The 17955-nt window shown below is 55.3% G+C and carries 21 protein-coding genes and 1 pseudogene; 15 read left to right on the forward strand and 7 right to left on the reverse strand.

Annotated elements, in window-relative coordinates; genetic code table 11:
- The first annotated feature begins 42 nt into the window (after positions 1-42).
- From I5192_RS07060 to I5192_RS07090, 7 genes are read left to right on the forward strand one after another with little or no spacing between them, the layout of a single operon-like run.
- On the forward strand, positions 43-1071 hold the full coding sequence (locus tag I5192_RS07060) for a zinc-binding dehydrogenase (RefSeq protein ID WP_223118057.1): 1029 nt from the start codon (positions 43-45) through the stop codon (positions 1069-1071).
- Between the two features lie 42 nt (positions 1072-1113).
- Positions 1114-1989: a branched-chain amino acid ABC transporter permease gene (locus I5192_RS07065; RefSeq protein ID WP_170393104.1), complete on the forward strand. Its 876-nt coding sequence runs from the start codon at positions 1114-1116 to the stop codon at positions 1987-1989.
- 4 nt (positions 1990-1993) lie between these two features.
- A complete protein-coding gene (locus tag I5192_RS07070) occupies positions 1994-3091 on the forward strand; it encodes a branched-chain amino acid ABC transporter permease (protein ID WP_170817764.1) in 1098 nt (365 codons plus the stop codon).
- Entirely contained in the window at positions 3088-3852 is a 765-nt protein-coding gene (locus I5192_RS07075) for an ABC transporter ATP-binding protein (protein ID WP_223118058.1), read from the forward strand. Before I5192_RS07070 ends, I5192_RS07075 begins: the two co-directional genes overlap by 4 nt.
- On the forward strand, positions 3849-4622 hold the full coding sequence (locus I5192_RS07080; protein ID WP_223118059.1) for an ABC transporter ATP-binding protein: 774 nt from the start codon (positions 3849-3851) through the stop codon (positions 4620-4622). The genes I5192_RS07075 and I5192_RS07080 overlap by 4 nt, the downstream gene beginning before the upstream one ends.
- A gap of 5 nt (positions 4623-4627) precedes the next feature.
- Positions 4628-6514, forward strand: a complete 1887-nt coding sequence (locus tag I5192_RS07085) for a long-chain fatty acid--CoA ligase (RefSeq protein WP_223118060.1) — start codon at positions 4628-4630, stop codon at positions 6512-6514.
- A gap of 30 nt (positions 6515-6544) precedes the next feature.
- Positions 6545-7705 (forward strand): ABC transporter substrate-binding protein, encoded by a 1161-nt coding sequence (locus tag I5192_RS07090; RefSeq protein WP_170608863.1) that lies wholly within the window; start codon positions 6545-6547, stop codon positions 7703-7705.
- Between the two features lie 51 nt (positions 7706-7756).
- Here the strand turns inward: I5192_RS07090 and I5192_RS07095 are convergent, their stop codons facing one another.
- The 3 genes from I5192_RS07095 to rplM form a co-directional block, all read right to left on the reverse strand.
- Positions 7757-8050, reverse strand: coding sequence for a hypothetical protein (locus tag I5192_RS07095; protein WP_223118061.1), 294 nt, complete (start codon positions 8048-8050; stop codon positions 7757-7759).
- Positions 8051-8274: 224 nt separating this feature from the next.
- Positions 8275-8760 (reverse strand): 30S ribosomal protein S9, encoded by a 486-nt coding sequence (gene rpsI / locus I5192_RS07100; RefSeq protein WP_010440030.1) that lies wholly within the window; start codon positions 8758-8760, stop codon positions 8275-8277.
- Positions 8761-8766: 6 nt separating this feature from the next.
- Entirely contained in the window at positions 8767-9225 is a 459-nt protein-coding gene (gene rplM / locus I5192_RS07105) for a 50S ribosomal protein L13 (protein ID WP_039536983.1), read from the reverse strand.
- 239 nt (positions 9226-9464) lie between these two features.
- On the opposite strand from rplM, the gene I5192_RS07110 reads away from it, so the two are divergent.
- Complete coding sequence (locus I5192_RS07110; protein ID WP_223118062.1) at positions 9465-9830, forward strand: nuclear transport factor 2 family protein; 366 nt, start codon at positions 9465-9467, stop codon at positions 9828-9830.
- Between the two features lie 3 nt (positions 9831-9833).
- On the opposite strand, the gene I5192_RS07115 is transcribed toward I5192_RS07110, so the two are convergent.
- Entirely contained in the window at positions 9834-11237 is a 1404-nt protein-coding gene (locus tag I5192_RS07115; RefSeq protein WP_223118063.1) for a PLP-dependent aminotransferase family protein, read from the reverse strand.
- A 99-nt stretch (positions 11238-11336) separates the two neighbouring features.
- Between I5192_RS07115 and I5192_RS07120 the strand changes: the two genes are divergently transcribed.
- Positions 11337-11564 carry a DUF1127 domain-containing protein gene (locus tag I5192_RS07120; RefSeq protein ID WP_170562784.1) on the forward strand — a complete coding sequence of 76 codons (228 nt, stop codon included), beginning with the start codon at positions 11337-11339 and terminating at the stop codon, positions 11562-11564.
- Between the two features lie 59 nt (positions 11565-11623).
- Here the strand turns inward: I5192_RS07120 and I5192_RS07125 are convergent, their stop codons facing one another.
- Entirely contained in the window at positions 11624-12067 is a 444-nt protein-coding gene (locus tag I5192_RS07125) for a PaaI family thioesterase (protein ID WP_223118064.1), read from the reverse strand.
- 49 nt (positions 12068-12116) lie between these two features.
- Here I5192_RS07125 and I5192_RS07130 point away from each other — a divergent pair.
- The 4 genes and pseudogenes from I5192_RS07130 to gluQRS form a co-directional block, all read left to right on the forward strand.
- A pseudogene (locus tag I5192_RS07130) lies at positions 12117-12911 on the forward strand (enoyl-CoA hydratase); the annotation flags it as partial.
- 251 nt (positions 12912-13162) lie between these two features.
- Positions 13163-14503 (forward strand): methylenetetrahydrofolate--tRNA-(uracil(54)-C(5))-methyltransferase (FADH(2)-oxidizing) TrmFO, encoded by a 1341-nt coding sequence (gene trmFO / locus I5192_RS07135; protein WP_223118066.1) that lies wholly within the window; start codon positions 13163-13165, stop codon positions 14501-14503.
- A gap of 38 nt (positions 14504-14541) precedes the next feature.
- Positions 14542-15156, forward strand: coding sequence for a class I SAM-dependent methyltransferase (locus I5192_RS07140; RefSeq protein ID WP_223118067.1), 615 nt, complete (start codon positions 14542-14544; stop codon positions 15154-15156).
- Positions 15153-15998: a tRNA glutamyl-Q(34) synthetase GluQRS gene (gluQRS, locus tag I5192_RS07145; RefSeq protein ID WP_223118068.1), complete on the forward strand. Its 846-nt coding sequence runs from the start codon at positions 15153-15155 to the stop codon at positions 15996-15998. The genes I5192_RS07140 and gluQRS overlap by 4 nt, the downstream gene beginning before the upstream one ends.
- Positions 15999-16021: 23 nt before the next feature.
- Here the strand turns inward: gluQRS and hisI are convergent, their stop codons facing one another.
- Entirely contained in the window at positions 16022-16411 is a 390-nt protein-coding gene (gene hisI, locus I5192_RS07150) for a phosphoribosyl-AMP cyclohydrolase (RefSeq protein ID WP_170405665.1), read from the reverse strand.
- 48 nt (positions 16412-16459) lie between these two features.
- On the opposite strand from hisI, the gene I5192_RS07155 reads away from it, so the two are divergent.
- Positions 16460-16912, forward strand: a complete 453-nt coding sequence (locus I5192_RS07155; protein WP_170405662.1) for an iron-sulfur cluster assembly scaffold protein — start codon at positions 16460-16462, stop codon at positions 16910-16912.
- Positions 16913-16966: 54 nt separating this feature from the next.
- Positions 16967-17605, forward strand: a complete 639-nt coding sequence (locus tag I5192_RS07160) for a MarC family protein (protein ID WP_170393121.1) — start codon at positions 16967-16969, stop codon at positions 17603-17605.
- 185 nt (positions 17606-17790) lie between these two features.
- Here the strand turns inward: I5192_RS07160 and I5192_RS22470 are convergent, their stop codons facing one another.
- Positions 17791-17913 carry a hypothetical protein gene (locus I5192_RS22470; RefSeq protein ID WP_255612104.1) on the reverse strand — a complete coding sequence of 41 codons (123 nt, stop codon included), beginning with the start codon at positions 17911-17913 and terminating at the stop codon, positions 17791-17793.
- Positions 17914-17955: the final 42 nt, after the last annotated feature.

The following is a 17955-nucleotide window of genomic DNA, read 5'->3' on the forward strand; positions in this document are numbered from 1 at the left end:
CGAAGGCCTCGTGCTGAACTCGCATCAAAGAAGGATCGAACGATGACCACCCTGCCCGACACCATGTTTGCCGTTGTTCAGACGCAGGACGGATATTCCGGCACAGCCACGGGACCGACGCTGGAGAATGCCTCGGACTGGTTAGCGGAGGCCGAGCTGCCTTTGCCTGTGCCCAAGGCGGGACAGGTTTTGATCAAACTGCGCACAGCCTCGGTGAACCCGTCAGATATTCATTTCATCAAAGGGGAATATGGTCAGCCGCGGGTCAAAGGCGCCGCAGCAGGGTTCGAGGGGTGCGGAGATGTTGTTGCCACCGGTACCGGGGCTGACGCACTGCTGGATCAGCGCGTGGCCTTTGTGGCAGCAGGCTCTGGTGCTTGGGCCGAATATGTTGTGACGCAGGCCCAGATGTGTATCCCCTTGCGCCCCGAAATCTCGGATGAAGACGGGGCGGCGCAGATCGTAAACCCGCTAACCGCAATGGCGATGGTGGATATCGCACGGGCTGAGGGCGAGGCTTTTGTAGTCTCTGCCGCCACCAGCCAGCTTGGTAAGTTGATGTGCAGCCTTGGACGGGATCTTGGGTTGAAACCGATCGCTCTGGTGCGGCGCGCCGAAACGGTCGAGATGTTAAAAGGCCTGGGTGCGGCAGAGGTGGTCGTGACCAGCGATACGGATGCGCCGACGCGGTTTGCCACGATCAGTGCAGATCTGAAACCTCGTGTTTTTCTCGACGCGGTTGCCGACCAACTGTCAGAGCAGGTGTTCTGCGCGATGCCCAATGGCGCGCGGTGGGTTTGCTATGGGAAACTCAGTACGGAAATGCCGAAGTTGACTCAGATGGGCCAGTTGATCTTCATGAGCAAACGGATCGAGGGTTTCTGGCTGACCCGCTGGATGATGGACACCCCCCCGGCTGATCAAATGCGAGTTGTCAGCGAAGTGCAGGCGCGATTTGCAGATGGGCGCTGGCGCACAGATGTTTCCGCACGGCTTTCGCTACGAGAAGTGCTGCCAAATCTGGCGGATGCTCTGAAAAAGAGTGACGGGAAGGTGATAATCACTCCATAGTAGAACAAAGCGCCGGACTTAACCGGCTTAGGGAGGGTGAGATTGGATAACGCGCAGCTGCTGATCAGCGGGCTGGCGAACGGCTGTGTCTACGGCCTGATCGCCCTTGGCTTTGTACTGATTTACAAAGCCACCGAGGCAGTGAATTTTGCGCAGGGCGATTTCATGATGCTGGGTGCGTTTGTCACTATTGGCCTTACGAATACGGAATATATGGGGCTGCCTTTCTGGCTGGCGCTACCGATTTCACTGGGGATTATGGGCGCACTTGGGTATCTGATCGATCGGCTGATCATCCGCCGCGTCTTTGGCGAAAGTCAGACTGCCGTGGTGATCCTAACCATCGCCTTGGGCTTTGTGATCAGGTTTGCAGCTGGTCTGATCTGGGGGCACGAGCCGCAAACGCTGCAGAACCCATTGGCTGGTAAGGAGATCCGGTTCGGTGGTCTTGTGCTGGGGATGGAGGACGTGGCCGTGATTGTTGTCACCGTCCTACTGACCTGGGGTCTTTATGTGTTCTTCAGCAAGACCAAGCTGGGGCTTGCCATGCAAGGTGCGTCTCAAAACCAGTTGGCGGCATATTACATGGGGATACCGGTTAAGCGGGTTCAGGGCTTAATCTGGGCATTGGCCGGAGTTGTCGCCGGGATTGCCGGAATTTTGTTCGCGGCCAAAGGCTCGGTCGATCCCACAACTGGGCTTCTGGGGATCAAGGCATTTGCAGCAGCTGTGATCGGCGGGTTTGGCAGCCTGCCCGGCGCATTGGCCGGCGGGCTAATCGTCGGCGTGATTGAGCCCTTTGCCAGCCGCTATATTGCAGCCGGGTACAGTCAGATCGCGCCTTATGCGCTGTTGCTGGCAGTTCTGATCTTTCGACCGCATGGGCTGTTCAGCCAGGTACGGGTCAAGAAGGTCTGATCGCATGCGGATTGTTTTCAAAACAAACTATATGCAGGACATTCGCCCGTGGAAGGATGGCTATCAGCTTAGCCTCTATCTGATCCTGTTGGCGGTCGTAGCCGCTGCGCCGTGGTGGCTGGATGATTTCTATCTTGGGGAACTGACCAATGTTCTGATCTGGGCCATCGCGGGTTTGGGCTTGATGATCCTAACCGGCCATACCGGGCAGGCCAGCCTTGGCCATGCCGCCTTTCTGGCCGTTGGGTGCTATGCCAATGTCATCCTGATTGAGGCTGGGGTGCCCTTTCTGCTGGCGTTCCCGTTGGCGGGCCTGTTGACCGGCATCGTCGGAGCAACCGTCGCTATTCCTGCGCTGCGCCTGCATGGCATCTATCTTGCGATCTTCACCCTGGCTCTGTCTGTGCTCATGGACGACATCATCGTTCTGGCCGAACCCGTCACCGGAGGTGTCGCGGGTAAATATCTGGGTGGTGTCGAAATCTTCGGACATCTAGTTGATCGTTGGGCCACCCCGGCCCCGTTTTTCTGGCTGGTGCTGGCCGTCGCCGTTATCGTGACACTGGGCTATATCAACCTATTGCGCGCGCCCTTGGGCCGCAGCTTCATCGCCGTACGAGACTCTGAGGTCTCAGCGCAGGCGATGGGTGTGGATATCGCGCGCACCAAGACGATCTCTTTCGCCCTCTCCTGCGCCGTCACCGGACTAGCAGGCGCATTGATGGGTATGTTCTCTGGGGCGTTCAATAACGAGACATTCAGCGTCGTAATTTCCATCCAATTGCTGATGATGATCGTTATCGGAGGTCTGGGTTCGATCCATGGCGCGTTTTTGGGCGCTATTGTGATCGGTTTCCTGCCGCAGTTTCTGTCGATTTCAAAGGAATACGCAGCAGCCTTGTTTGGTGGCAATACGGTCGCCATTCCGGGGCTCGAATTCGGCATCTTCGGCATGATCCTGATCGCCTTCATCCTGTTCGAACCGATGGGTCTGTATGGTCGATGGCTAAAAATCCGGACGTGGTTCGAACTGTTCCCCTTCTACCGCAAGGACATGTTCAAACGACAAAAGTCCTATCTCAAGACGGAGCGTCTGAGATGAGCTTGCTGGAGTTTGAAAACGTTACCCTGAAATTCGGCGGTCTGACTGCTGTGGATGATCTGTCCTTCAACGTGCAAGAAGGTGAGGTGTTCGCCATCGTCGGTCCCAACGGCGCCGGCAAATCAACGGTCTTCAACCTGATTTCGCGCTTCTATGATCCTTATGCAGGGGCGATCCACTTTGACGGGCATGATCTGCTGCGTATCAAGCCCTCGGGTGTCGCGGCCTATGGCGTCGCGCGGACATTCCAGAACATTGAACTGTTCGAACATGCGACCGTTTTGCAGAACCTTCTGGTCGGGCGCCACCGGCACCGCAAAACCAATCTGATCTCGGAAATTCTGTTCTCGCCCTCAGCTCGCAGTCAGGAGATCGAGAACCGAGAAAAGGTTGAAGAGATCATCGACTTCCTCGACCTCCAGGCCTTTCGTGACAAGATGATCTCGGGCCTCCCCTATGGCGTGCGTAAGGTGGTCGAAGTCGCCCGAGCGTTGGCCACCGATCCAAAACTCCTGCTGTTGGATGAACCCGCCTCGGGCCTATCGGTGGAAGAGACCACAGATATGCGTTGGTGGATCGATGACATCCGGCGTCAGATGGGCATTACCGTGCTTATGGTAGAGCACGATATGGGTCTGGTCTCGGGCGTGTCCGACCGGGTTCTTGCCATGGCCGACGGAGCGAAGCTTGCCCTTGGAACCCCAGCCGAAGTTCAATCTCATCCTGCTGTGGTAGAGGCCTATTTGGGCAAAGCTTCATGAACCAACCGATCCTTAGCATTCGCAATGTTGAAAGCTTTTATGGCCCGATCATGGCCATTCGTGGCGTGTCATTGGACGTGCATCGAGGGCAGGTCGTTTCAATCCTGGGCGCAAATGGCGCGGGCAAGACAACGCTGATGAAAACAATCTCAGGCGTGATGGATCCCGAAAAAGGTTCAATCACATTTGACGGTCAGCAAATACAGGGATCGGAACCTCACAAGGTCGTGCAAAAAGGCATCGTCCATGTGCCCGAGGGACGCGAGGTCTTTCCACTTTTGACCGTCGACGAGAACCTGAACCTTGGGGCTTATACCCTGTCGGATAAAGGACAGATCGATCATGACCGCGATCTGGTGTTTTCCTACTTTCCTGTGCTGAAAGACCGCCGCAATCAGGAGGCTGGCACTCTGTCCGGCGGGCAACAGCAGATGCTGGCGATTGGGCGCGGCCTGATGGCTAACCCGCGTATCATGCTGTTGGATGAGCCTTCGCTGGGCCTATCGCCGCTGCTGGTGCAAGAGATTTTTGGCATTCTCAAACGCCTTAATGACGAACAGAGCATGACAATGATGCTGGTCGAGCAGAACGCCAATGCGGCACTGGAACTCGCCCATCATGGCTATGTAATGGAGATCGGACGGATCGTTATGGATGGTGAGGCTGAAACCTTGCTGCAATCCGAGGACATTCAGAATTTCTATCTGGGCGTTCAGGAAGAAGGCGCGCGAGAAAACCGCCGCTGGAAACGCAAGAAGACATGGAGGTGAGCTGGATGGACGCAAGCCCCCTGCCCCCTCAGACCAGAATCAACGGTGTGCAGTTCAACGCTACGCCAGGTCAGAGACCCCTGCGAGTCGATGGCTGTGTCACGATATGCGAGCTATTCCAGAAACGCTGTGCCGAACTGGAACAGCGTACGGCGCATCGCGAGAAGGACTTCGGCATCTGGAAATCCTACTCATGGGCCGACTACTGGCAACACGCCAAATGGATCGGGCTGGCCCTGCGCAAGCTGGGTCTGCAACGTGGCGAGGTTGTCTCGATCCTGTCCGAAGACCGCAAGGAATGGGCGTGGTTCGACATGGGCATCCAGTGTGTCGGAGGGATTGCTTCGGGCGTCTACACCACAGATTCGGCCAGCCAGTTAAAATATCTGATCAATGACAGTGGCAGCCGGTTTCTGATCGTTGAAGATGAAGAGCAGTTGGACAAGTTCCTCGAAGTCGAGGCGGATCTGCCCGATCTGCTCAAGGTCATTATCCTTGAGGATGAAGGCCTGCACGACCTGGATCATCCGCGTTGCATGATGATCGAGGACTTGTACGCTCTGGGGCAGCAGGCTCAGGTCGATGAACCCGGCGCATTCGAAGCAGAAATCGCTGAAACCACGTCACAAGACACCGCCCTGCTCATATATACTTCAGGTACCACCGGTAATCCCAAAGGCGCCATGCTGAGCCATGAGAACATCATGGCCGCGATCGAGGCAGGGGCACATTCCCTGCCCTCCCAATCAGCCGACGAACAGCTATGTTTTCTGCCGCTCTGTCATATCCTCGAACGCGACGTGTCGATCTACTACCCGCTTGCGATGAAGACTACTGTGAATTTCGCTGAAAGCCCCGAGACAGTGTTCTCCAACCTGCAAGAGGTCTCTCCCGCCACCTTCACTGCCGTCCCGCGCGTGTGGGAGAAGATCTACTCGCAGGTCATGTTCATGGCGAAAGAAGCAACGCCCACAGGGCGCTTCGCCTTTGCACAGGCGCTCAAGTCTGGAATGGCGCGGGCCGAATTTATCCTTGCAGGCAAACCTGTTCCAGCACCGATCGCTATGCAGTTCTGGCTTTGGGATCGGCTTGTTCTGCGTAACCTGCGCCGGATGCTGGGCTTAGATCGTCTCCGCCGAGGCGGCTCTGGTGCAGCGCCGATCTCTCCCGATTTGCTCAGGTGGTATTGGGCAATTGGTGTGCCCATTGTCGAGGGCTTCGGTATGACTGAAACCGCCGGCATAGCAGCGCTGAACACGCTTGAGGCCAACAAGATCGGCACCATTGGAAAACCTGTTCCTGGCAACGACCTGCGCATCGCGGAAGACGGAGAAATTCAGGTCAAAGGCCTGAACGTCTTTCAGGGCTACTGGCGCAACAATGCCAAAACAGCTGAAAGCTTCACCTGCGACGGCTGGCTGCGCACCGGGGATATGGGGCATATCGACGAGGAAGGTTTTGTCACCATCACAGGGCGCCTCAAGGACATCATCATCACTGCGGGCGGTAAGAACGTCACGCCCGCAGAGATCGAGAGCGGGTTGAAGTTCAGCCAGTATATCTCGGACGCGGTGATCATCGGGGATCGGCGCAAGTACCTGACGGCGCTAATCATGATCGATCAGGAAAACGTTGAGAAATTCGCACAAGAGCGCAAGATCCCCTTCTCGAACTTTTCTTCCCTTTGTGCTGCGTCCGAAGTGACGGAGCTGATCGGCGAGGAAATCGCAGCGGTCAATAAGGACTTTGCGCGGGTCGAACAGATCAAGGATTTCCGGCTGATCGACGTGTTGCTCACTGCCGAAGATGAGGAGCTGACGGCGACGATGAAACTCAAACGTGGTCTGGTGGAAAAGAAACACGCACATCTCATTGAAGATATGTACAATTAGTTAAGGGGCGACCCAACAGGGAGGAGAAGTATGAAACACTTATTTAAGGGCCTTGCGGCAGCGACGGCATTGACTGCATCCGCCACGATCAGCTGGGCGCAAACACAAGGCGTGACAGATGACGAGATCGTCATTGGCTCAGTCAACGACCTCAGCGGCATCTTCGCTGCCGTGGGCGTTCCGGCCACCAAAGGCGCAAATGTGGTCTTTGATCGCGTCAACGCCGAGGGTGGCGTGCATGGCCGCAAGATCCGCTTTGTCGTCGAGGATAACGGCTATCAGATGCCACGCGCGATGCAGGGCTATAACAAGCTGCTGAACCGTGACAAGGTTTTCGCGATGTTGCAGTCGCTGGGTACGCCGATGAATGTTGCTGGGTTCAAGCTGCTGGACCCGAAAGGTATTCCCAACGTCGCCCCTCTGACCGCCGCGCGGCAAATGCTGCAAGAGCCGATGAAGAACAAGTTCACCTCGTTCTCGACCTATTACGATCAAGCTCGGATTGGGGTGAAGTATCTGAACGGTGAATTTGGATCGCAAACCGTTTGCACCATGTACCTGCCTACTGATTTCGGTGAGGAAATTCTGGAAGGCAGCAAAGCGGGAGCCGAAGAGGCTGGCATCACTTTCGGCGCTGAGACCACCCACAAACCGGACGAGACGGATTTCGTGGGGTCCTTGAGCAAGCTTAAAGAAGAAGGTTGTGACATCGTCACGATGGCGCTCGGCGTGCGTCAGGCAATCACTGTTGTTGGAACGGCTAAGAAAATGGGCCTGACCGACATGAAGTTTCTCGGCACCTCGGCCAGCTTCCTAACCGTGGTCGCACAGGTGCCCGGTGGTGTGACCGACGGTTTCTATGCGGCGGCCTCGTGGCTGGATCTCTGGGCGCGCGCCGAAGAACCCGCCCCGGCAGCATTTATTGCTGAATACAAAGAGGCTACGGGCGAAGACCCGGTCGGATTTTCAATGCTGGGCTATTCAGCGGCCGAGATGATGGTCAAAGCGCTTGAAGCTGCAGGTCCTGATCTGACGCATGATAGCTTTATCGCCGCGATGGAATCTCTGGATTACATGGATGAGTTGGTCGGCAACCAGATTACCTATGGGCCCAATGACCATCAGGGTGCTGACTCTGTATTTGTCAGCGTCGTCGAAAATGGTGCGTGGAAACTGGTTTACGAAGAATAAACCGACCAAGGAAAAAGGGCTCGCAGTTGCGAGCCCTCTCCAATTTAGAATTCAGCCCGTCGGCGAATTAAAAATCAAGAACACTAAAACTGCCATCGCAGCGGCCATTGTGCCCCTTGTATATGTAGCGTTGCGCTCGGTTTTGTCGACAAGCCAGGTTAGAAGTTCAACAACTTGCTGTTGATCAGTCAATTCGCGCCGATAAAAATCGTCGCGTAATTGTTGTATGTACTCTAAATTCTCTCGCTGCGCCTTTACGCTAACGCGTGCGTAAAACAAGAGCGTAACAATAGCAGCTAAGACCGCAAAATACTCGTTCAATGTGCTCCAAATGCTCTCCAGCATCAAAATTTGCTCCCTCATCCTCACCAACAACCTCAGATTCTCCGGGCTCTTTCAGATAAGAAACGCATTTTGAGAAAGGATCAGTTGACGAATTGCCGCATTAAATTGGATAAAAAAATAAGAAATTTCTAGCGTTTAGTAGATTCAGGTTAATCTCACGATAAAAAAACAAGCACAAACTTTCGTAAGTGCTTGTTTTAGAGTTTCTATAGTTTTTTCGGCGATTAACGCTTCGAGAACTGGAACGAACGACGCGCTTTGCGCTTACCGTATTTCTTACGTTCCACAACGCGGCTGTCGCGGGTCAAGAAGCCAGCGGCTTTCAGAGCGCCACGCAGGTTGGGATCGTACAGTTGCAGCGCTTTCGAGATGCCGTGCTTGACCGCACCGGCCTGACCGGTCAGGCCACCGCCTTTGACGGTTGCAACAACGTCGAACTCACCTTCCACACCAGCAACCTGGAACGGCTGGCGCAGGATCAGCTGCAGAACGGGACGAGCGAAGTACTTGTCCTGATCCTTGCCGTTTACGGTGACTTTGCCGGAACCCGGTTTGATCCAAACGCGGGCGACAGCGTCTTTACGCTTGCCGGTGGCGTAGGAACGACCCAGCTCGTCACGTACGGGTTCACGTACGATAACTTCTTCGGCCACGGTTTCAACGCCTGCGACGGCGCTCAGCTCTTCGAGAGTATTGATCTGATCAGCCATCGGTCATTAGCTCCGGGTGTTTTTCTTGTTCATGGACTTAACGTCCAGAACTTCGGGCGCTTGCGCCTCATGAGGATGCTCGGCACCTGCGTAAACGCGCAGGTTGGTCATCTGCTGACGCGCCAGACGGTTGCCCGGCAGCATGCGCTTGACCGCTTGGGTCACGACGCGCTCGGGGTGTGCACCCTCAAGGATCTGCTGCTTGGTGCGCGACTTGATGCCGCCCGGGTGGCCAGTGTGCCAGTAGAAGTTCTCTTCGCGCTTCTTGCCGGTCATCTGGATTTTGTCAGCGTTGATCACGATGACATTGTCGCCCATGTCCATGTTGGGTGTGAACGACGCTTTGTGCTTGCCACGCAGGCGCATGGCGACGATCGAGGCAAGACGGCCCAGAACAACGCCCTCGGCGTCGATCAGGATCCATTTCTTGTCGATGTCTGCAGGTGTTGCAGAAAAGGTTTTCATGGCAGGATAGTCCTGTTTGATGTGAAAGACCGCCCCTTGGCGGAGCGGCCCGAATTCGATGGAGGGGGTTTAGACCTACTAGTTATGCAGGTCAATACAGGCAAAGTATAATATATCTATCAATAACAATAACTTATAAAATAGGTATTATTTTACCCCAAAATTTCTTCGGCATATCCAGCTTTACGTAGTTTAGCTAAGCTAGACTCAACCAAGATCATCCAATGTCGGAGGTGGCTATGCAAGAATTGGAACAGGTTATCGCTGCCTATGGTGCGGCATGGCAGTCGACCGATCCCGAAAGGCGACGGAGCCTTCTTGAGCAGTGTTTTGCACAAACTGGTCGTTACGTCGATCCAACTGCAGAAGTTTCCGGCAGAGATCAACTCAATGCCCATATCGGAGCGGTTCTGAGTGATACAAAGGGCCGAGTTGAGCTGACCAGTGAGCCGAATTCACACCATGATGTGGTCCACTTCACCTGGCATATGGTTGCTCCCGATGGTTCAATTATGGTGGCCGGACATGATTTCATTCGTCTCGATGCCGATGGTAAAATTGCACATTTGTCGGGCTTTTTCGGCGACCCTGACCCGGTGCAATAACGGCTAGACGCTTATTTGTTCGGGTGGGTTATCCAGCAGCGCGCGCAGGCGCAGCATGGCATCTTCGAACTTCTCAAGCGTGACATGCCCGTTCACCGCTATACGAACGGCATTTGGCGCGCGACCATCCCGAAGCGCGAATTCATCGGCCGATCGCAGCTGAATACCTTCCCGCTCGGCCGCCCGGCTGAACGCAGCAGACCGCCAACCGGAAGGCAGATGAAGCCAGACGAAGGGAATCTCCGAATCCCAGTTTAGATCGAAGCCACCCAGGGCGTTTACCGCCACACGTACATATTCGCCCATCTTGGTACGGACGTTTTTTGCAAGTTGCCTCGCCTCTGGATGTCCCAACAGCAACCGCGTCAACTCAGCCAAAGGCTGGGCGAGCCCGAAATACCCGTATTCTGCAGAACGCCGCAGATCGACGCTCTGCTCTTTCGGTGCGATGGCGAAACCTACCCGTAATGCTGGTGTTAGAGTTTTCGAAATTGACGAAACATGCCAGCCCCGTTCGGGTGCCAAAGCACGATAGCTGGGCGCGCGGGCCTCGCCCATGCGATAGCAATCGTCTTCAATGATCTGTAATTCATGCTTTCGCGCAATCTCGACAACTTCTTTGCGCCGTTCCAACGGTGAATGCCCGCCCGTTGGGTTCTGCACTTCGGGTGAGACGCAGATCGCCTGCGCCTTCGTCTGCCTGAGGATGTGGTCCAGCGCATCGGGGCTTATGCCCCATTTGTCCATTTTTACCCCGACAACCTCGGCGCGCATCAACTCACCTGCCCGTCTGAACCCGGCATAAGACAAGTCCTCAACCAACACGATGGGTTTCGGATCTTTCAGAACGGTCTGGAACACGACGCAAATGCCACTTTGCCCACCGTGTGTCAGTACAATGTCATCTGCATTCAATGAGCCCAGAGGAAGATCTGACAACCAGTCGGCCACAACCTGGCGCACGGGTAGGTAGGCATCTCGGGTCGGATAGTTCATAAACATCCGCGGATCGCCTTTTGCAACCTTTTCAAGGCATTCGCGGATTAATGTCACCTGCCCCACATCCGGCAAGCGTGGGCTGAACAGGCTGACATTGGATTCATATTTGTCGTCCCTCAGATGTAGCTGCCGCGACCAGACATCATCCAGAATGGGCGATCTCGGCGGGGCTACAAATGTACCACGCCCGACCTCGGCTTGTAGCAAACCTTCATCGGTCAGGATCGTATAGGCGCGCGCGACAGTGCCTGGTGTAATCTTTAATCGATACGCTAACTCACGCACCGGAGGTAGTTTCTTTCCAACCTCCAGTGTTTTGTTTTCTATCGCTTTTCGGATCGTGTCAGCGACCAGAGTATATTTTGGACCTTTGGATTTCGGTAACGCCTCTGGCCAAATTGTATCCATTACAATTCTTCCTTTGATTTCGACACAATGCTGAATGTATCAAGGCAGTGTACCGAACATATTTACTTTGTGTCAATACAATTTGAAAGGATACCCAAGATGACACGCGCAATGCACAACCCCGCCCTCTTGCTGCTGAACGACAGCCCTCGGCTGCCGCTTATCGCCGCGCTGGCCGTGCGGTTTGCGGCGTCGGTCACACAATGGGAACAACGTCGCCGCAGCCGGGTAAACTTAGGTAAGCTGGATGACAGGCTGCTCCGCGATGTCGGGCTGACCCGCCATCGGGCAGATTCAGAAGTCAGCCGCTATTTCTGGATGAAATAGACTATCCCCAGTCCCATCTAAGGGACCTCTTCCTGGCCGGGGTTTATCCCCGGCCTTTTTTACCCAAAGGCAGCAGCGGCTGAGCCTTCTGGAGGAAGCGAATAGGTCATGCTGGCCCGCGCGACGGGCTTGTCAGAGCCCACCGAGTAAATCAGCACATCCCCAACAGCCAGTGTACGACCTAATTTCAACAACTTACACTCAGCAATCAGGTCCGCCCCGCCTTCGGGCTTGCGCAAGAAATCCAGAGAACTGTTGGTGGTGACAGCCAGAGATTGCCGACCTTTCCGTGCCAAAACCATTGCATATACACTGACATCGGCCAGCCCGAACATGGACGGACCAGATACTGTGCCTCCGGGGCGCAGGTGACGGTCTTCGACCCTCAGGCGCATGGTGATGTTGGCTTCTGTCAGATCCTCGACGACAAAGTCGCTATGAACCTGTGGAAACACCTGTGCCAGGTATTCCGTCAATTCTTGTTTGTTCAGTGCTAATGACATGCTTCCCCTCGTCGCTCTGCCCGCCTAGAGTTGGCCTGAACGCCAGCGGGAGGGCAAGATGGCAATTCTGGAACGTAACGACACAGGTGCGATTGCACGGCTTCGAATGAACGCGCCTGAGCGGTTGAACGCCCTCAGCGATGAAATGCTGACGGCCCTGAAGGCAGAGTTCGATGCGCTGCGCGAAGACAAGTCGATTCGTGTTGTTGTTCTTTCCGGTGCGGGGAAAGCGTTTTGCGCGGGGCACGATCTGAAACAGATGACCCAGGGGCGGCAGGCACCCGATGGTGGGCTTTCCTATTTTCAGGATCTGTTCGACCGATGTGCCAAGATGATGATGTCCATTCAGTCCCTGCCCCAACCCGTGATCGCCCAAGCGCGCGGGATCGCCACTGCCGCAGGGTGTCAGCTTGTAGCAACCTGTGACCTGGCAATCGCGGCCGAGGGCACACGGTTCGGCGTAAATGGTGTCAATATCGGCTTGTTCTGCTCCACTCCGATGGTGGCTCTCAGCCGGAATATACCGCGGAAACAGGCGTTTGAAATGCTCACGACCGGTGATTTTATCACCGCCGAACGCGCGGCTGATCTGGGTCTGATCAATCGAGCGGTTCCCGAGAACTTGTTGGAAGATGAAACCAATGCGTTGGCCGAGAAGTTGGCAGGCAAGCTCAGCAGTGCGGTAAAAATCGGTAAAACCGCTTTTTATCAACAGATTACAATGCGGACTGATCAGGCATACGATTATACCGCCGAGGTAATGGCACAGAATATGATGGACCGGAATACTGAGGAAGGAATTAGTGCCTTTATCGAAAAGCGCCCGCCTGATTGGCACCAGTAACGCAATTATTTAATACATTTTTGCCGACTGTTCGCATTTTTTCACTTTTCAAAAGGGCGACACTGTGGCAAAGCTGGGTCAAGGCCAAGGCCTGACCATACTTTTGGGTCGCCGTGGGCGGAAGGTCCCTCCAAGCTGGTTTCTCTCACCGGCGTTGACATTCCCGCAGCGGCGACCCCAAGAATCCCCCTCAGAACTAAAGCGATTACTGCGCATTGCGCATGGCGCTGCTCTGCCCTATTTGGCAGCACATGACAGAGACATTGCATATCGTGGGCGGCGGCATGGCCGGGTCCGAGGCCGCCTGGCAGGCAGCGGAAATGTGCGTGGATGTTGTGATCCACGAAATGCGTCCTAATGTGGGCACGTTTGCACACCAGACCGGCAATCTGGCCGAGATGGTGTGTTCGAACTCATTCCGATCGGATGATGATGAACAGAACGCAGTCGGCTTGCTGCATTGGGAAATGCGCGCGGCAAACGGGTTGATCATGACGACCGCAGATAGCCATCGCCTGCCTGCGGGTGGCGCGCTTGCGGTTGACCGTGATCCTTTTGCCGAAGCCGTAACTGCCAAGCTGAAGGCCCATCCACGGGTCTCGGTCTCAGCGGAAGAAGTAACCAGTCTACCCCAAGACGGAAAGTGGATCTTTGCAACCGGGCCGTTGACCTCGCCCGCATTGGGGGAAGCCATTCGCGCAGAGACTGGTGCCGAGGCGCTGGCCTTTTTCGACGCGATCGCCCCCATCGTCTATGCAGACAGCATTGATATGAGCAAAGCCTGGATGCAGTCACGCTACGATAAGGGCGAGACTGAGGAAGAGCGCACCGCCTACCTCAACTGTCCGATGGATCGTGACCAGCACGAAGCCTTCATTAATGCGCTGCTGGCTGCAGATAAGACCGAATTCCACGAGGGAGAGACCGCTGGTTATTTCGACGGCTGTCTGCCGATCGAGGTTATGGCCGAGCGCGGTCGTGAAACTTTACGCCATGGCCCGATGAAACCTGTTGGCCTGACAAATCCGCATCAACCGGACGTAAAACCTTATGCCGTCGTCCAATTGCGGCGCGACAATGCCTTGGGCACGTTGTTCAATATCGTCGGTTTTCAAACCAAGATGAAGTACGGATCGCAGACCGAGGTATTTCGTATGATACCGGGTCTGGAAAATGCCAGCTTTGCGCGATTGGGTGGCATTCACCGCAATACTTTCATCAACTCTCCGACTTTGCTGGACGCGCAGATGCGGCTTAAGTCTAGGCCAAATATTCGTTTTGCGGGGCAAATCACGGGGGTGGAAGGGTATGTGGAAAGCGCAGCGATGGGCCTTTTGGCAGGCCGTTTGGCCGCTGCCGAAATACTAGGCCGATCCCTTCCCGACGTACCGCAAGACAGTGCGATGGGCGCATTGATCCACCACATCACGGGCGGCGCCGAAGCCAAGACCTTCCAGCCGATGAACGTGAATTTCGGTTTGTTTCGTCCGGTCGACGGCCTGAAGGGGGGGCGCCGAGGCCGCAAGGACCGCTACAAGGCCTATACCGATCGCGCAAAAGAAGTCTGGAGCGATTGGGTAAAGCAGTGTTGACTGGACGTCGCCCCCAGCCTGCGCCTAACATGTAAGGTATGAGCGATAAGTTTCTGAAAGACACATACAATCTGAATTCTGCCCAGGAAACGCACGATCACTACCAAAAATGGGCGGCCTCATACGATGATGAAGTCGGTGAGCACGGATATGTCACCCCGGACCGTGTTGCGGCAGCATTGAAATCCTTTGTCTCAGATGCTGATGTGCCGGTGCTGGACTACGGATGCGGTACCGGGTTGTCGGGTTTAGCACTTCGCAAGGCGGGTTTTCGTGTCATCGATGGGATGGATCCAACACCAAAGATGCTGGAAGGTGCCGCTGCCAAGGGGGTTTATCGCAACTTGATAAACTTCGAAGTTACTGATCCCAACCCCATTGAGGCCGAGGCTTACTCAACCATAACATGCATTGGCGTCATCGGCGTTGGTGCCGCGCCGCCTGAAACCTTTGATCTACTTATGAACGCGCTGCCACGTGGCGGATATCTGGCGTTTTCCTTCAACGATCACACTTTGGCTGACTGCACTTACACCGGGCGGCTGAACGACTGGCTGGACATGGGTCACGCAAGGCTGTTATTCCGCGAATACGGTCCGCATCTACCGGGTGTGGACATGAAATCTGACGTATATGTTGTTGAAAAAAAGTGATATTCACAACGCGTTTTGCGCCATCGCCAACAGGTCCGCTGCATTTGGGGCACGCCTATTCCGCGCTTCTTGCGTTTGATCAGGCACGGGCTGCGGGTGGATCATTTCTTTTACGGATCGAAGATATTGATCAATCGCGATCCAGGTCCCATTGGGAAACCCAGATATACGACGACCTGCACTGGCTTGGACTGCGCTGGCCGCACCCGGCGATGCGCCAGTCGGACAGGCTGCCGCGATACAGAGAGGCATTGGAAATTCTGAAAAACATGGGCCTTGTCTACCCTTGCAGCTGCAATCGTGCCGATATCGAATCTGCGGCCGATGCTCCGCAGGAAGGTGTACCCCAGTTCGGACCTGACGGGCGCATCTATCCAGGCACGTGCCGCGACCGCCCTTTGTCGGATGCTTCAGATGGGGATGTTCTGCGCCTGAACATGCACAAGGCTATCAAGGCATCCGAACTTCGTGGATTTTGTGAAACTGGTGCGAAGTATTTGGGAACGCATGAGCTTGATGCGCACAACCTCATGAACGCGGTTGGCGATATCATTCTCGTTCGGCGCAATATGGGCAGTTCGTATCACTTGTCCGTTGTGGTTGATGACGCGGACCAGAACATCTCCCATGTGGTCCGGGGCGAGGATTTGTTCGATGCCACGCAGATACATGTCCTTTTACAAGGGCTGCTTGGGTTGCCGACACCTGTTTATCATCATCACCGTCTGATCCGGGACAACAACGGCAAACGCCTCGCGAAACGTGACGACGCACGCGCTATCTCGCTTTATCGCGAACAAGGAGCATCTCCCGCTGAAATCAGAGAGATGGTGGGCATTTGACCTGACCACCATCAGAGGCCCCACTATTCCATCGGCTTCATGAGCTCGACTTCGGTCCCATCGCGGACGGCCGTGTAGAAACAACTTCGCCGATTGGTGTGACAGGCTGGCCCCGTTTGGTTCACCACAATCAGCAGGCAATCCCTGTCGCAATCGACGCGAAAATCCACCAGGGCCTGAAAGTGGCCTGAGCTTTCGCCCTTGATCCAGAACGCCTGTCGCGACCGCGACCAATACGTAACCCGTCCGGTTCCCAACGTGCGCTCGATGGATTGGACATTCATCCAGGCCATCATCAGAACCTCGCCCGTCGCTTCGTCCTGTGCGATCGCGGGGATCAAACCCGCCTCATTGAATTTCAGTGTCGACGGATCGAACAAGACTGCGTCAGCCATCGCAAAAACCTTTTGCATCCCAGAATCCCGCCATTATGTATGGGGAATGGACAACGAGGGAAAGCCATGAGCGGCGAAACCGATCTGATCAAGCTCTATTCCGGACGCATCTTGGCGCTAGCTGCGGATATTCCGCATCTGGATCGCTTGGATAATCCCGATGCGACGGTAAAGAAACGAGCCCCTTTGTGTGGATCGACCGTGACTGTAGACGTCAAGCTCGAAGATGGGCGGATCGTGGACTTTGGGCAAGACGTAAAGGCCTGTGCGTTGGGTCAGGCCTCGGCTTCGGTCGTAGGCAGCGCCGTGATCGGGGCGACGCGGTCGCAGGTCGAAACCGCACGTGATCAGCTTTCCGCAATGCTGAAGAAAGACGGCCCTGCCCCAGAGGCGCCCTTTGACGGGCTCGAAGTTCTGATGCCCGCGCGGGACTACAAGAACCGCCACGCGTCAATCCTGCTGGCGCTTGACGCGACCGCCGAGGCGATGGAGCAGGCCGAACAAGCCAACTGCGCCTGATTGGCTTTTCCATACAAAGCCGTATAGGGTGCCCCCAATGATTGGGGGGCTAACGTGAACAATTTGCTGGAACATTTTGTGACGCTCTGGGTCGTGATCGACCCCATCGGCACCATCCCCGTCTTTATCGCTGTCACTGCTGGGATCGCGACGGGTGCGCGTCGTAAAACTGCTTTACTGGCCGCGTTGGTCAGCGCAGGCATTCTGCTGTTCTTTCTGATCTTCGGGCAACTTGTGATCGAGGCTTTGGATATCGGCCTTAACTCGTTTCAGGTTGCAGGCGGAATTATTCTGTTTCTCTTCGCTCTGACCATGATCTTTGGCGAAAGCAAACAGGTGATCGAGCAGCGCCAGGCCGAAGAAGACCTGGACGACAAAATGCACAAGACCAATCCGGCCATTTTCCCTTTGGCCGTCCCTTCGCTTGCGTCACCGGGCGCGATGCTGGCGATAGTGGTTCTAACGGACAACAACCGATACAGCGTCGCCGATCAGAGCATCACTGCACTGGTTATGTTGGTCGTTATTGCCATAGCGTTTGTGCTGATGCTGCTGGCCGAGCCGATCATCCGGTTGATCGGGCATTCCGGCGCAGCGATCATCAGCCGCGTGATGGGGATGATCCTTGCATCTGTCGCCGTAAATTCAGTTCTATCCGCCACGATCGAAATCATCAAAACCGGACAGCTGTAAAAAGAACCGCCGCACCTTCCGGGCGGAAAGGGCGGCGGCAAGTCATGCGTTTCTCATGTAGGGTCCGGATCACCGCACGGGGCCGAGGCAGGCCCCTTCAAGGGAAATGGGACAGGCAGGTCACCCTTGACTATGACGGGGAGACAAGCGCGGTGTGATCGGCACGAGATCGCAGGCAGAAAGGCTTAGAACCCGGTTGGCAGGTGAAGGGCAACCACCAGCATCACAACCAGTGAAACCGCGCCCGCTGCATCCTGCAAAATCGTGGATTGTGAACGGGTAAAGGCAGTTTTGATCTGGCTCAGCATGGTCTCACCTCCGGTCAGGTTTAATCCTTTGTTGACCTTTTG

The organism is Ruegeria sp. SCSIO 43209, from assembly GCF_019904295.1.
Lineage (GTDB): Bacteria > Pseudomonadota > Alphaproteobacteria > Rhodobacterales > Rhodobacteraceae > Ruegeria.

Coding starts and splice junctions, on each gene's coding strand:
- I5192_RS07095 (WP_223118061.1), bottom strand. CDS start 8,050: ATGCTGGAGAGCATTTGGAGCACATTGAACGAGTATTTTGCGGTCTTA.
- I5192_RS07115 (WP_223118063.1), bottom strand. CDS start 11,237: ATGGATACAATTTGGCCAGAGGCGTTACCGAAATCCAAAGGTCCAAAA.
- I5192_RS07125 (WP_223118064.1), bottom strand. CDS start 12,067: ATGTCATTAGCACTGAACAAACAAGAATTGACGGAATACCTGGCACAG.
- I5192_RS07070 (WP_170817764.1), top strand. CDS start 1,994: ATGCGGATTGTTTTCAAAACAAACTATATGCAGGACATTCGCCCGTGG.
- I5192_RS07155 (WP_170405662.1), top strand. CDS start 16,460: ATGAGCGGCGAAACCGATCTGATCAAGCTCTATTCCGGACGCATCTTG.
- I5192_RS07075 (WP_223118058.1), top strand. CDS start 3,088: ATGAGCTTGCTGGAGTTTGAAAACGTTACCCTGAAATTCGGCGGTCTG.
- I5192_RS07120 (WP_170562784.1), top strand. CDS start 11,337: ATGACACGCGCAATGCACAACCCCGCCCTCTTGCTGCTGAACGACAGC.
- I5192_RS07140 (WP_223118067.1), top strand. CDS start 14,542: ATGAGCGATAAGTTTCTGAAAGACACATACAATCTGAATTCTGCCCAG.
- I5192_RS07060 (WP_223118057.1), top strand. CDS start 43: ATGACCACCCTGCCCGACACCATGTTTGCCGTTGTTCAGACGCAGGAC.
- hisI (WP_170405665.1), bottom strand. CDS start 16,411: ATGCAAAAGGTTTTTGCGATGGCTGACGCAGTCTTGTTCGATCCGTCG.
- trmFO (WP_223118066.1), top strand. CDS start 13,163: ATGACAGAGACATTGCATATCGTGGGCGGCGGCATGGCCGGGTCCGAG.
- I5192_RS07110 (WP_223118062.1), top strand. CDS start 9,465: ATGCAAGAATTGGAACAGGTTATCGCTGCCTATGGTGCGGCATGGCAG.
- I5192_RS22470 (WP_255612104.1), bottom strand. CDS start 17,913: ATGCTGAGCCAGATCAAAACTGCCTTTACCCGTTCACAATCCACGATT.
- I5192_RS07085 (WP_223118060.1), top strand. CDS start 4,628: ATGGACGCAAGCCCCCTGCCCCCTCAGACCAGAATCAACGGTGTGCAG.
- I5192_RS07090 (WP_170608863.1), top strand. CDS start 6,545: ATGAAACACTTATTTAAGGGCCTTGCGGCAGCGACGGCATTGACTGCA.
- I5192_RS07080 (WP_223118059.1), top strand. CDS start 3,849: ATGAACCAACCGATCCTTAGCATTCGCAATGTTGAAAGCTTTTATGGC.
- rpsI (WP_010440030.1), bottom strand. CDS start 8,760: ATGGCTGATCAGATCAATACTCTCGAAGAGCTGAGCGCCGTCGCAGGC.
- rplM (WP_039536983.1), bottom strand. CDS start 9,225: ATGAAAACCTTTTCTGCAACACCTGCAGACATCGACAAGAAATGGATC.